This is a genomic window from Dactylosporangium aurantiacum (assembly GCF_000716715.1).
Lineage (GTDB): Bacteria > Actinomycetota > Actinomycetes > Mycobacteriales > Micromonosporaceae > Dactylosporangium > Dactylosporangium aurantiacum.
On record NZ_JNYJ01000021.1, the window covers coordinates 36,462 to 48,595 of the forward strand.

At 73.4% G+C, this 12,134-nt stretch carries 14 protein-coding genes; 8 read left to right on the forward strand and 6 right to left on the reverse strand.

Annotated features, from left to right (window positions below; translation table 11 throughout):
- Positions 1-3 precede the first annotated feature (3 nt).
- Positions 4-1,407: a cellulase family glycosylhydrolase gene (locus OP18_RS22980; protein ID WP_033361072.1), complete on the reverse strand. Its 1,404-nt coding sequence runs from the start codon at positions 1,405-1,407 to the stop codon at positions 4-6.
- A 167-nt stretch (positions 1,408-1,574) separates the two neighbouring features.
- Here OP18_RS22980 and OP18_RS22985 point away from each other — a divergent pair, with 167 nt between their 5' ends.
- Positions 1,575-2,069, forward strand: coding sequence for a YciE/YciF ferroxidase family protein (locus OP18_RS22985; RefSeq protein WP_033361073.1), 495 nt, complete (start codon positions 1,575-1,577; stop codon positions 2,067-2,069).
- An 82-nt stretch (positions 2,070-2,151) separates the two neighbouring features.
- Here OP18_RS22985 and OP18_RS22990 read toward each other — a convergent pair whose 3' ends face one another.
- Positions 2,152-2,910 (reverse strand): S1 family peptidase, encoded by a 759-nt coding sequence (locus OP18_RS22990; RefSeq protein WP_033361074.1) that lies wholly within the window; start codon positions 2,908-2,910, stop codon positions 2,152-2,154.
- 58 nt (positions 2,911-2,968) lie between these two features.
- Complete coding sequence (locus OP18_RS22995; protein ID WP_211273640.1) at positions 2,969-3,739, reverse strand: putative protein N(5)-glutamine methyltransferase; 771 nt, start codon at positions 3,737-3,739, stop codon at positions 2,969-2,971.
- Positions 3,740-3,769: 30 nt separating this feature from the next.
- Between OP18_RS22995 and OP18_RS23000 the strand changes: the two genes are divergently transcribed.
- Positions 3,770-4,738 carry a zinc-binding dehydrogenase gene (locus tag OP18_RS23000; protein WP_033361075.1) on the forward strand — a complete coding sequence of 323 codons (969 nt, stop codon included), beginning with the start codon at positions 3,770-3,772 and terminating at the stop codon, positions 4,736-4,738.
- A gap of 40 nt (positions 4,739-4,778) precedes the next feature.
- Positions 4,779-5,108 carry a hypothetical protein gene (locus OP18_RS57465; RefSeq protein ID WP_156089706.1) on the forward strand — a complete coding sequence of 110 codons (330 nt, stop codon included), beginning with the start codon at positions 4,779-4,781 and terminating at the stop codon, positions 5,106-5,108.
- A gap of 37 nt (positions 5,109-5,145) precedes the next feature.
- Here the strand turns inward: OP18_RS57465 and OP18_RS23010 are convergent, their stop codons facing one another.
- Positions 5,146-5,373: a hypothetical protein gene (locus OP18_RS23010; protein WP_211273641.1), complete on the reverse strand. Its 228-nt coding sequence runs from the start codon at positions 5,371-5,373 to the stop codon at positions 5,146-5,148.
- A 110-nt stretch (positions 5,374-5,483) separates the two neighbouring features.
- Between OP18_RS23010 and OP18_RS58695 the strand changes: the two genes are divergently transcribed.
- On the forward strand, positions 5,484-5,669 hold the full coding sequence (locus OP18_RS58695) for a hypothetical protein (RefSeq protein WP_162189826.1): 186 nt from the start codon (positions 5,484-5,486) through the stop codon (positions 5,667-5,669).
- A gap of 57 nt (positions 5,670-5,726) precedes the next feature.
- Here the strand turns inward: OP18_RS58695 and OP18_RS52895 are convergent, their stop codons facing one another.
- Complete coding sequence (locus tag OP18_RS52895) at positions 5,727-7,586, reverse strand: M48 family metallopeptidase (protein WP_052387169.1); 1,860 nt, start codon at positions 7,584-7,586, stop codon at positions 5,727-5,729.
- 96 nt (positions 7,587-7,682) lie between these two features.
- Here OP18_RS52895 and OP18_RS23020 point away from each other — a divergent pair, with 96 nt between their 5' ends.
- From OP18_RS23020 to OP18_RS55430, 4 genes are read left to right on the forward strand one after another with little or no spacing between them, the layout of a single operon-like run.
- Positions 7,683-8,666 carry a hypothetical protein gene (locus OP18_RS23020; RefSeq protein WP_052387170.1) on the forward strand — a complete coding sequence of 328 codons (984 nt, stop codon included), beginning with the start codon at positions 7,683-7,685 and terminating at the stop codon, positions 8,664-8,666.
- Between the two features lie 47 nt (positions 8,667-8,713).
- Positions 8,714-10,000 carry a sensor histidine kinase gene (locus tag OP18_RS23025; RefSeq protein ID WP_033361077.1) on the forward strand — a complete coding sequence of 429 codons (1,287 nt, stop codon included), beginning with the start codon at positions 8,714-8,716 and terminating at the stop codon, positions 9,998-10,000.
- Positions 9,952-10,587 (forward strand): LuxR C-terminal-related transcriptional regulator, encoded by a 636-nt coding sequence (locus tag OP18_RS23030; protein ID WP_033361078.1) that lies wholly within the window; start codon positions 9,952-9,954, stop codon positions 10,585-10,587. Before OP18_RS23025 ends, OP18_RS23030 begins: the two co-directional genes overlap by 49 nt.
- A 4-nt stretch (positions 10,588-10,591) precedes the next feature.
- On the forward strand, positions 10,592-11,548 hold the full coding sequence (locus OP18_RS55430; RefSeq protein ID WP_081971025.1) for a histidine phosphatase family protein: 957 nt from the start codon (positions 10,592-10,594) through the stop codon (positions 11,546-11,548).
- Here the strand turns inward: OP18_RS55430 and OP18_RS23040 are convergent.
- Positions 11,460-12,074: a pyridoxamine 5'-phosphate oxidase family protein gene (locus tag OP18_RS23040; RefSeq protein ID WP_033361080.1), complete on the reverse strand. Its 615-nt coding sequence runs from the start codon at positions 12,072-12,074 to the stop codon at positions 11,460-11,462. The genes OP18_RS55430 and OP18_RS23040 overlap by 89 nt on opposite strands.
- Between the last annotated feature and the right edge of the window lie 60 nt (positions 12,075-12,134).

Sequence of the window (12,134 nt, forward strand, 5' to 3'; positions counted from 1 at the left end):
ACGTCATGCGCAGCGCGTCCCGTTGAGCGTGAACGCGGCCGGCGCGGTGTTCGAGCCGGTCCAGTTCGACAGGAACCCGAACGTCACCGTGCCGCCGGCGGGGATGTTCGCGGTGTAGCTCTCGTTGGTCATGGTGACCGCCGCGCCGGACTGGGCGTAGGTGGCGCCCCACGCCTGGGTGAGCACCTGCCCGTTCGGCCAGGTCCAGGCCAGCCGCCAGCCGTTGACCGGGGTGGACCCGGTGTTCGTCACCTTCACGTCGCCCTGGAACCCGCCCGGCCACTGGTTGGTGACGGTGTACGTGACCTTGCACGCGCCGGCCGGCTGCGGCGAGGACGACGCCGAGCGCGACGGCGAGACCGACACCGACGGCGAGGGCGACGAGGAGGAGCGCGACGGCGACGGCGAGGTGGTGCCGCCGTAGACGGTCGCCTCCTTCGCCGTGGCCTTGATGCCGTTGGCGCCGTTGAAGATGCGCTCACCCCAGCTGGTGAGCTGGGCCGGGTTGAAGCCGGTCACCATGTCGAGGTACTCCACGCCGCCGCCGTTGCCGCTCCACGACCAGCCGAGGTAGCCGATGCGCAGCGACTGCGAGGTCGCCATGATGGTGTCCTCGTCGGGGTTGCCGTCGGAGTGGTTGAAGCCGAACTCGCCGACGACGATCGGCAGCTTCGCGGTGACGAACCGGTTCAGGTAGTCGTTGATCTCGGCGGCGGTGTCGAAGACGCCGTACATGTGGATCGAGAACACGGTGTTCTTCAACGGGTCGGCGGCGAAGACACCCGCCGCGTTGTCGCGCATGGTGAAGGACCAGTCCTGGCCCCAGTTCGGCGCGTCGACCATGATGGTGTGCTCGAAGCCGTTGCTGCGCAGGCGTTTGACCGCGTTGGCCGTGTCGGTGGCCCAGTTGGCGACGGTCGCGGCGTTGTTGCCGTACGGCTCGTTGCCGATGTTCACGATGACGTACTTCTCCTGGCCGACGAGGGCGCTCTTGACGCTGAGCCAGTAGTCGACGGCCCGGTCGAGGGTGATGGCGCCGCTCTGCTCGCCGTAGCCGGTGGTGTCGTGCGCCTCCAGCACGCAGATGAGCCGGTTGGCCTTGCACAGCGACACGACGTTGGCGACGTCGGCGGTGTCGTTCTTCGCCCACCGGTCGCCGGTGGCGAGCACGACCCGGACGGTGTTGGCGCCCAGCGCCTTGATGTTGGCGAACGAGCTGGTCTGCGTCTGGTACCAGGTGTGCGCGTGGCTGACGCCGCGCATCACGAACTCGTTGCCGTTGGCGTCGTACAGCCGGCCGTTGCTGACGGTGAAGCCGGTCGCGGCCTGCGCCGGGTGCACGGCGACGAGCACCGAGACCACGACCGACAGCACCGCGGCCGCCACGAGGGTGATCCGCGTTCTCATGATGGGTTGCCTCCTAGGGGTGTCGAGGCAACATATGAAGCGCTTCAGTTGACCGTCAACGAGGTCAGCGCCGGGCCGCAGGTCGGCGGCCGCGACGGTGTGAAACTTGCAGCGCCGGGTAGCTGGCGCCCCGTACCGCACGCTTCCCACCCAAACAGGAGAAGTAGATGGTCATCGACAACCCGTCCGACCTGTTCCTGTACGAGCTGGCCGGCATGTACGACGCCGAGCGCAAGAGCAACCACCTGGTGGGCGAGATCCTCAGCCAGGCCGAGCACAGTCCCCTGGCCCAGATCCTGCGCGCGCAGCAGCAACAGGGCCAGCAGAAGATCCAGAACATCGAGACGTGCTTCGCGATGATGGAGATGGAGCCGACGGAGGTGCCGTGCGCGACCCTCGACGGGATGCGGGCGGAGTTCCAGGCGTTCGCCAACCAGCGGCCGTCCACCGAGGCGATGGAGATCTACGCCGTGGACGCGGAGACGAAGCTGGCCCACTTCGGCATCGCCGGCTACCGCGGGCTCATCGACAAGGCGCTGCTTATGGGCGAGATGCAGTGCGCGCAGATCCTGCAGACCAACCTGGTGCAGAAGCAGGAGAACGCGGGCACGTTCGAGCGGATCAGCCACGAGCTCGGGCAGCGGGTGGTGATGAGCGTCTGACTGACACGGAGGGGGCCCCGACGTCGGGCCCCCTCCTGTCCCGCATCCGGCCGCCACGTGCGCCGGCCGGCCCTCGGGCGGGTCAGCCCCCGAGCGACGCGGCGGCCGACGCGATCGCCGCGGCGAACGTGCTCACCTGCGTGTACACGCCGGGGTAGTTCGGGCGGGCGCAGCCGTTGCCCCAGCTGACGATGCCGACCTGGATCCAGGCGTTGGACGCGTCCCGGCGGAACATCGGGCCGCCCGAGTCACCCTGGCAGGTGTCGGTGCCACCGGCGGCGTAACCGGCGCAGATCTCGTCGTTCGGGATCAGGTCGGGGTACGAGTTGTCGCAGGTCGAGTCCGGCACGTACGGCACGGTCGCCTTGAGCAGATAGCGCTGCTGCGCGCCACCCTCCCGCGCCGCGCCCCACCCGGCGACGGTGAACGTGCCGGTGTTGTACGCGGTGGTCGTCGCGATCGGCAGCGTGGCCAGCCCGCTGACGGGCGACGCGAGCCGGATGAGCGCCCAGTCCTTGCCGTTGCCGTTGTACCCGGGAGCCCGGTACACGTAGTTGGACCGCACCTGGATCCGGCTGGACGACTGCAGGTCGACCACGCCGAGGGTGGCGGTGATGCCGGTGTTCGTGCCGGTGCCGCCGACGCAGTGCGCCGCGGTGAGGACCAGCCGCGGGCTGTAGAGCGCGCCGCCGCAGCCCATGGAGAGCCGCACCATGAACGGGAACTCGCCCTGCGCCGCGCGGGTGCCGCCGACGACGTCCTGCTGGGCGTGCGCCACGCCCGGCAGGACGCCGACCGCGGCGATGACGGCGGTCACGACCGCCAGGAGCCTTCGTACCATCCGGGAGCCTCCCCAACGAGTTGGATGATGGGGAGGATGATATCCATCGATTTGATGGTTATGGATATATCGTCCGGCTCATACTGCCGACCACGACGCTGGTCTCGGTGTCGGGGTCCGTGACGGTGCGCGGCGACAGCCCCGCGTCACGCAGGATCGCGTGCGCGGCGTCCAGCTGCGCGTCGCCGGCCTCGGTGAGCAGGTGACCGCCGGGCGCGAGCCAGCCGGGCGCGCGCGCCGCGAGCCGCCGCAGCACCCGCAGGCCGTCGTCGCCGCCGTCGAGGGCGGCCCGCGCCTCGTGCACCCGGAACTCCTCGGGCAGGAAGGCGATCTCGCGGGTCGGCACGTACGGCACGTTCGCCAGCAGCACGTCCACCCGTCCGCGCAGGTCCGCCGGCAGCGGGTCGAACAGGTCGCCCTCGTACACCTCGGCGCCGGGCAGGTTCCGCCGGGCGCAGGCGACGGCGGCCGGGTCGATGTCGGCCGCCACCAGCCGCACGTCCCGGCCGCGGGTGGCGGTCGCGCCGAGCGCCCCCGTGCCGCAGCACAGGTCGAGCACCGTCTGTCCACTGTGGATCAGCTGGCGCGCGGTGGCGGCGAGCAGCTCGGTACGGTGCCGCGGGATGAACACCCCGTCCGCGACGGCGAACCGGGCGCCCGCGAACGACGCCCACCCCACGAGGTACTCGACGGGATGGCCGGCGACCCGCCGGGCCACGAGACGGTCGAGGGCGGCGGCGTCCCCGGCCGCCGCCTCGGTCAGCAGCGCCGCCTCGTCCTCGGCGAACACACACCCGGCGGCGCGCAGCCGGTCGGTCACAGTGGGCACGCCGCACTGTATCCGCTGGTACGGTGACTCGTGCGCGCAGTCATGCTGTCCGGACCCGGCCCGGTCGAGAACCTGCAGGTCGTCGAGGTCCCCACGCCCGAGCCGCCGCCGGGGTGGGTGCGGATCCGGGTGAAGGCGTTCGGGCTCAACCGCTCCGAGCTGCACACCCGACTCGGCTACGCCGAGGGCGTCGTCTTCCCCCGCGTCCCGGGCATCGAGGCGACCGGCGTGGTCGACGACCCGGGCACCTCCGACCTCACCCCCGGCCAGCAGGTCGCCACGATGATGGGCGGGATGGGCCGCACGTTCGACGGCGGCTACGCCGAGTACACCGTCGTGCCCCGCGCCCAGGTCATCCCGTTCGCGTCCGAACTGCCCTGGCCGGCGCTCGGCGCGGTGCCGGAGACGCTGCAGACGGCGTACGGCTCGCTCACCACCGGCCTGGACCTGCGGGCCGGGCAGACGCTGCTGATCCGCGGCGGCACGTCCTCGGTCGGCCTGGCCGCCGCGGCCCTCGCCCGCGACCTGGGCGCCACGGTGCTGTCCACCACCCGCTCCCCCGCCCGGCTCGAAGCGCTCGCCGCGGTCGGCGTCACCCACCCGCTCGTCGACGACGGGGCGGTCGCCGCGCAGGTCAGGGCCCTGGTTCCGGACGGGGTCGACGCGGCCCTGGAGCTGGTCGGCACCCCGACGCTGCCCGACACCCTCGCCGCGACCCGCGTGCACGGCACCGTCTGCTTCACCGGCATGCTGTCCAACGAGTGGCTCGTGCGCGACTTCTACCCGATCGGCTACCTGCCCACCGGGGTGCGCCTGACCGCGTACGGCGGCGAGGCGAGCGACCTGCCCGCCGCGGTCCTGCAGCGGTACCTGGACCGCATCGCCACCGGCGAGGTGACGCTCGGCCCGGTGCACACGTACGCGATGGACGACATCCGCGCCGCCCACACCGACCTGGAGCACGGCACGAAGGTCGGCAAGCTCGTCGGCCTGCCGTAACCGGCGTGCCACCGGCCGCCCGATCGCGTACAACTCGTCCGTGGAGTATCCCGACCTGTCGCCGTACGGGTATTCCGACTTTCCTGTGCCCATGGTCAACGTCGGCTGGCTCGGTCCCACCGGCGGCATCCCCGCCGACCTCGAGCTGCGTGCCGCGGCCATCACCGACCTGGCGTCCTGGAAGGACCCGCGCGCCCTGGCCGCCCTGCTGCACGCCGCCTACGACGAGCCCCTCGCCGGCTGCGCCGGCGGCGACATCGGCGAGGCCCTCGCCGCGCTGCAACCGCACGCCTTCACTCCCGACCTGCGCGCCGAGCCGCTCCCGGAATGGGTCCGGTGGGGCTTCGAGCACGCCTTACGGCAACCCTGACCACCCGGCGCCGGCGGCACGGGCACGAGCGGCCCACCTACCGAGCAGCCCGCAATGCCGCCGCGACCTCCGCGACATCCAGATCGACGATGACCTGCTCACCGTCCCACGTGCCACGCTCGCTGACCGCCAGGCCGATGAAGGCCAGCTCAGCGGCGTCCTCACGCAGTTCGTACTCTTCGCGAATCTCGTCACTGACCTCATCGAGCTCATCGCGGTTCCAGGCAGCGACCGCCGCCTCGGCCAGGGACCGGGGCAGCCGCACCGTGATCCGACCGACCTGGCGATCGAACCCTGGTGGCGGCGCCGCGTGCAGGTGGTCGCGGGACGGCGGTCGAGGGCTTCCGGGTACTCGGCGAGCGCCGCGTAGCTCGGGTGCAGCTTGGTCAGGACGAGGTCGAACGCCGCCCCGCCGAGGCCGGTCAGCTCCTCGGCGTGCGGGAAGTCGGCGTTGGACCACGGCGCGTCGCGCAGGCCGGCGAGCCGGACGATCTTCGGGTGCTCGGCCAGCAGGTCGGGGTCGTCGAGGGCGGCGTCGAACGTGTCCCGGCCCGGCCGTGATCAGGCCGCCGCCGGCGCGGTCGGTGTCGGGTACGCCGTCGGTCAGTTCCCGGAGCATCAGGTGGTGGCCGCGTGCATGGCCTCGGCGAAGACGGTGTACGCGTCGGCGTGCTGCTCGCTCTGGGCGCCGCTGCGCACCTCCAGGACGGTGCCGTCGTGGAGGGTCAGCTGCCAGCGGAAACGCAGTTTCGTGGTGCGCACGGCGAGCGCGATCTCCTCGTACGGGACGAACCGGCTGCCCTGGGTGGCGGCGAGCTGTGCCGGGTCGCCCTCGCGGAGCCAGCGGCGCATCCGGTAGCGCGCCATGCCCGTCTTGTACCGCGGCATCCCCGGCACGAACAGCAGCCCGTGGGTGAGGATGAGCAGGTCGGCGCGGGTCCCGTCGACGATGGCGGTGGTGACCCCGGCGAGGATGCCGGCGTGCTCGGGGCCGACCCGGCGGCGCACGTGCTTGGCGGCGGTGACGTCGATGCCGCGTTCGTGCAGGCGCTGCCGGGCGGCGGGCAGGGTCGCCGGGTCGCAGGCGAGGGCGGCGACGCCGGACAGGTCCAGCGGATCGCCGCCGGTGCCGACCAGCTGCGGCGGGGACGTCCAGGAGTGCCGCCAGCGGGCCGCGCCGGAGCGTACGGCGGCGAGGGTCAGCAGCTCGGAGAGGGCCTCGGCGAAGCGGGTCCGGGCCTCGGGGCCGGCCGCCCCGGGCAGCAGCGCGGCGGCGAGGTCGTCGAGGCGGCCGGCGGCGACGAGGTCCAGCACGTCGCCGGCGTCGGCGACCGGGCGGCCGGCGGCGCGGGCGAAGACCCGCAGCGTCGTGTCGGACCGCTCCTGCAGGGCGGCGACGGCGCCGGCGGTGTGGAACTCGTCCCACGGCAGCACGACCGCGCCGTCGGGCGCGAGTGCCTGCGACTGCAGGGCCCGCCCGGCGGCGCCGAGGTCGGCGACGAGGGTGTGGGCTGGGGCGTGGTCGACGGGGGCGGTGGTCTCCGGCGCGGCCATGATCGCGGCGACCCGGGCGGCGAGCGGCGGGTGCGTGTCCCAGCGGCTCGCCTCGCCGGCCGCGCGGCCCGCGGCGGCCCGCAGCGTGGAGAGCTCCTCGGCGCGGGCGCGCAGCATCTCGGCGAAGCCGCCGAACAGGTCCTCGGGCAGGTACCCGGCCTGCAGGCCCGGCTGCACGAACCGGGTCAGGTAGAACCCGAACGCGGCGTCGAGGACCTCGACCTCCCGCAGCGCGCCGGCCGCGGCGTGCCGGCCGGCGACCCGCACCGAGGCGAGGTCGGCCGCCAGCTCCTGGCGGCGGCTGACGGCGTGCTGGACCAGCATGAACAGCAGCGCGTAGCCGCGGAACACCCAGCCGGTCGGGTTGCCCGGACCGATCTGGGCGACCGTGCGTTCCAGCACGAGGCGGCCACGGTACGACACGCCGGCGAACCTCGTGTGCCGGCCCGAGTAGTGGCCGAGCTCGTGCGCCAGGACCGACCGCAGCTGGGCGACGGTGAACGTCTGCAGCAGCGGCATCCCCACGTACAGGTGCCGCCGGCCGCCGATCAGTCCCATGAGGCGGGTCCGCTCGCTGACCGCGGCGTTGACGTCCGCGACCAGGTGCACCTCGTCGGGTGGGCGGGTGCCGACCGCGGCGGACAGCTCGTGGACCGTCTGCCACAGCAGCGGCGCGTCTTGCGGGGTGAGGGGCACGCCGTGCGGGCCGTCGCGCCGCGCGCGCAGCGCCTTCCACGTGCCGTGACCGACCGCCCACACGGTGCCGACGAAGACGGCGGCGCCGACCTTCCCGCCGACCGCGCCGGTGGTGACAGTCGTCACCCACGCGGCCAGGACGATGCCCGCCACGAACTGCACGACGGCCAGCACATAGAACCCGGCCAGCATGATGATGGACAGCACGGCACGCGCAGCGACGGCCACCGGTGTTCCTCCCCGTGTCACCGCGGCGATAGCGGCCGTGGCGGACGGACCCTATAGTTCGGGACCATTGACCGCAACGGGGAAAGGAACAGTTCGATGTGGCCTTTCAGGCGAAGAGCGGCCGACCGGGTCGAACGGCTCGACATCGACCCGGCGCAGGGCGACCCTGAGGCCACCCGGCTCATCGCGGCCGCGAAACGCGGCGACTGGCGGGCCGCGGCGGAGTTCCTGCGCGGCGTCGAACACCCCGACGACCGCGCCTTCTACTGCCGGGTCCTCGGCGAGCACGCCGGCGACGGCGCCTGGATCGACGAGTGGATCGCCGCCGAGACCGGCCCCGGCAAGGCGACGGCGCTGACCGTGAAGGGCCAGCACGCGATCGACTGGGCGTGGCGGGCCCGCGGCAACGGCACCGCCGCCACCGTCAGCGAGGAGGCGTTCAAGCTCTTCTCCCGGCACCTGGGCATCGCCGAGGAGTGCCTCGACGACGCGACCGGCCTCGACGCCGACGACCCGACGCCGTGGGCGGCGCTCGTCACGCTCGGCCGGGCCCGGCAGGTCGGCCTCGACGAGACGCGGCGCCGCTTCGACGAGGCGGTGCGCCGGTACCCGTGGCACCGCGACGCGCACACGCAGCTGCTGCAGCAGCTGTGCCGCAAGTGGAGCGGCTCGCACGAGCTGATGCACGAGTTCGCGGAGTCCGCGGCCGCCGCCGCGCCGCCCGGCTCGCCGCTGGGCGTGCTGGTCGCCGACGCGCACATCGAGCACTGGATGGACCTGCCCGAGGGCGAGGACGGCGAGTACATGCGCAGCCCCGAGGTCGGTGAGCGGCTGCGGCTGGCCGCGGACCGCTCGGTGCGCCACCCCCGCTACGAGCGCCGTCCCGGCTGGGCCGCCGGCGACAACGCGTTCGCGATGGCGTTCACGCTCAACGGGGACCGGCCGGCCGCCGCGGAACGCTTCGACGCCCTCGGCGACCGGGTGACCCGCTGGCCGTGGTCGTACATGGCGGTCCCGGACGTCGCGTTCACCCGGGCCCGGCGGCTGGCGCGGGAGTACGCGTACGTGGGCCGGGAGTAGGGTTAAGCCCACTGCCTTCCGCGTGCCCGGCCCGGACAATGGCTGGCATGAGGGTGAAGGCGTTCGTGCGGTCCGGGGTCACCGCCATCGGCCGGGTGGCCCTGCTGGGGCTGCTGTCGCCGCCGGTGAAGCTGGCCCTGCTCGTGCTGTCCGTGGTGTCGCTCGCCCTGACCGCGGTCGGCCTCGGGCTGGTCCTGGCGCCGCTGGTCGCGATGCTCGTGCGCGCCTACGCCGACCTGCACCGCCGGGCCGCCCGCAGCTGGTCGTGGGTCGACATCCCCCGGCCGTACCGGCCGCTGCCCGACGGCGCGCACGTCGGCACCCCGCGCCGCTGGCTGTGGCTGGTCCGCGACCCGGCCACCTGGCGGGACCTGCTGTGGCTACTCGCCGGCGCGCCCACCGGGCTGCTGCTGGGCGTCGCCGGTCCGGTGCTGCTCGGGTACGGCCTGGAAGGGCTGCTCGGCGTCGCCCTCGTCATCGACGCCGTCACCGGCCGCTACGGCTACGGCGTCACGTGGCCGATCGAGGACGCCCTCGACGTGCTCAGCGTGCCGCCGCAGGGCGCCCTGGTCACCGCCGGTGCCCTGTACGCCGGGCCGTGGCTGCTGTGGGTCCTCGCCCAGTTCGACCGGGCGCTGCTCGGCCCGACCCGCGGCGCCGCCCTCGCCCAGCGCGTCGACCGGCTCACCGAGACCCGTACCCAGGTCGTCGACGCGCAGGCCGCCGAGCTGCGCCGCATCGAACGGGACCTGCACGACGGCGCCCAGGCCCGCATCGTGTCCCTCGGCATGAGCCTCGGCATGGCCGAGGACCTCGTCACCCGCGACCCGGCCGCGGCGCAGGCCCTCATCGCCGAGGCCCGGCAGGCCAGCGGCCTCGCCCTCGCCGAGCTGCGGCACCTGGTCCGCGGCATCCACCCGCCGGTCCTCGCCGAACGCGGCCTCGACGGCGGCGTGCGCGCCCTCGCGCTGACCCTGCCGATCCCGGTGACCGTCGACGTCGACCTGCCCGGCCGCCCCGACGCGCCGGTCGAGTCCGCGGCGTACTTCGCCGTCGCCGAGGCCCTCACCAACGTCGTCAAGCACGCCCGGGCGTCGACGGCCTGGGTATCGTTGACCCACCTCGGGGGCGCGCTGTACATCACCGTCGGCGACGACGGCGTCGGCGGTGCCTCGCCGGGCGGCTCCGGCCTCACCGGCGTCGCCCGCCGCCTGGGGGCGTTCGACGGCACCCTGCACGTCGACAGCCCCGCCGGCGGTCCGACCGTGCTGACCATGGAGCTGCCGTGCGTGTTGTCATCGCCGAGGACCTCGCCCTCCTCCGCGACGGGCTGATCCGGCTGCTCAGCGCGTACGGCTTCACCGTCGCCGCGGCCGTCGAGACCGGCGAGGCGCTGCGCGAGGCCCTGCTGGAGCACCGCCCCGACGTCGCCGTCGTCGACGTGCGCCTGCCACCCACGTTCACCGACGAGGGCCTGCGCGCCGCGATCGCCGCCCGCGCCGAGGCGCCGGGCCTGCCCGTGCTGGTCCTCTCCCAGCACGTCGAGCAGCTGTACGCCCGGGAACTGCTCTCCGACCGCCGCGGCGGCGTCGGCTACCTGCTCAAGGACCGGGTCGCCACCGTCGGGGAGTTCGTCGACGCGGTCCGCCGGGTCGCCGGCGGCGGCACCGCCATGGACCCCGAGGTCGTCTCCCAGCTGCTGGCCCGCAGCGCCCCGATCGCGGCGCTGACCCCGCGCGAGCGGGAGGTGCTGGGGCTGATGGCGGAGGGCCGCTCCAACGCCGCGATCGCCGCCCGCCTCTTCGTCACCGACAAGGCGGTCGGCAAGCACATCAACAACATCTTCGCCAAGCTGGGCCTGCCCCAGTCCGAGGACGACAACCGCCGCGTCCTGGCGGTGCTGGCCTACCTGAGGTTGTGACGCATTGCCGCGGACCACGCTGTACCTCGCCCGGCACGGCCACGCCGACGGCGACACCCCCGGCAGCGCCCTGACCGCCGAGGGCCGGGCCCAGGCCGGGCGGCTCGGCCACCGGCTGCGCGGCGTGCCGTTCACGGCCGTGCACCACAGCCCGCTGCGCCGCGCCGCCGAGACCGCCGCCATCCTTGCCGCGTACCTGCCCGGGGTACCCGTCCACGCCTGCGACCTGGTCACCGACCGCACGCCGGTGCCGTCGCCGGGACGGGAGCCCGACTACCCGCAGCGGTACCGGTCCTGGCTGGACCAGGTCCCACCGGCCGAACGCGACCCGGACGCGGCGGCCCTGCACGACGCGGTCACCCGGCTCCTCGCCGTCGGTGCCGAGGACCGCACCGACCTGCTGGTCACCCACAACTTCGTCATCGGCTGGTTCGTCCGCCACGTCCTGGACGCCTGCAGTGCGGCGAGGGCGATGCCGACGTCGCCGCCGGCGGCGACGTGGTGGGCGGCGTACGGCAGCGTGGCCAGGGTCCGCGGGTCCTTCCAGGACGCGAGGTCGATGACCACCGAGGCACGGTCCTTGAGGTCGGCGGTGTCGTCGCGTGGGCACCAGTCGCAGTGGTGCACGCCGAGCATCACGTTGGACAGCCGGCGCGAGGCGGCCCGCAGGTCCGCATACTCCACGCACGAGTTGTACCCGCCCGTGCGGGCGACCGCTCACCCCCGGCGGGCGGACCACGCGGACCAGGAACCGGTGCGTGCGCGTGACGACCGGGCCGGTGGTGTGCAGGTGGCCCTGGACCGGAGCGCCGGCCCGGCCGCCGGCGGGGCGAGGAGCGCCGGGCCGGCGGGCGGGTGCGGGTGCGAACCGTTCAGGTGTACAGGTTGCGGCTGTAGCGGCCCTCTTCGTAGTACTCCTCGAGCTGCTCGACGGTTTCGACCGTGTTCTGCACGCTCTTGATGAGTTTCGCGTGGGACGGCAGCGCCTCGGGGGTCCAGGTCTCGGGCTTCCACAGCTGGGAGCGCATGAACGCCTTCTGGCAGTGGAAGAAGATCGTGTCGATGTCGACGACCAGGGCCAGCAGCGGTTTGTGGCCCTCGACGACCATGTCGGAGAACCAGGGCGCGTCGGTGAGCAGGCGCGCGCGGCCGTTGATGCGCAGCGTCTCGCGGCGGCCGGGGATGAGGAAGATCAGGCCGACGTGGGGGTTGGCGAGGATGTTGTGGTAGCCGTCGGCGCGGCGGTTGCCCGGGCGTTCCGGGATCGCGATCGTACGGTCGTCGATGACGAGCGCGAAGCCGGGCGGGTCGCCCTTCGGGGAGACGTCGCAGTTGCCGTCGGCGTCGGCGGTGGCCACCAGGACGAACGGCGACAGCGCCAGCCAGTCCCGGTCGGTGGCGGTGAGGGTGCTGCGTTCCTTGGCTGCGGCCCGGGGCATCGGCGACCCGAGCAGGTCCTCCAGTTCGGCGATCGAGGTGATCTGCATGGGTCTCAGCATAGGGCGGGTAACAAGCTGTAACAGTGGAGATATTGTACGGGCGCACGT

Coding starts and splice junctions, on each gene's coding strand:
- OP18_RS23040 (WP_033361080.1), bottom strand. CDS start 12,074: ATGCAGATCACCTCGATCGCCGAACTGGAGGACCTGCTCGGGTCGCCG.
- OP18_RS22985 (WP_033361073.1), top strand. CDS start 1,575: ATGGTCATCGACAACCCGTCCGACCTGTTCCTGTACGAGCTGGCCGGC.
- OP18_RS22990 (WP_033361074.1), bottom strand. CDS start 2,910: ATGGTACGAAGGCTCCTGGCGGTCGTGACCGCCGTCATCGCCGCGGTC.
- OP18_RS22980 (WP_033361072.1), bottom strand. CDS start 1,407: ATGAGAACGCGGATCACCCTCGTGGCGGCCGCGGTGCTGTCGGTCGTG.
- OP18_RS23025 (WP_033361077.1), top strand. CDS start 8,714: ATGAGGGTGAAGGCGTTCGTGCGGTCCGGGGTCACCGCCATCGGCCGG.
- OP18_RS23020 (WP_052387170.1), top strand. CDS start 7,683: ATGTGGCCTTTCAGGCGAAGAGCGGCCGACCGGGTCGAACGGCTCGAC.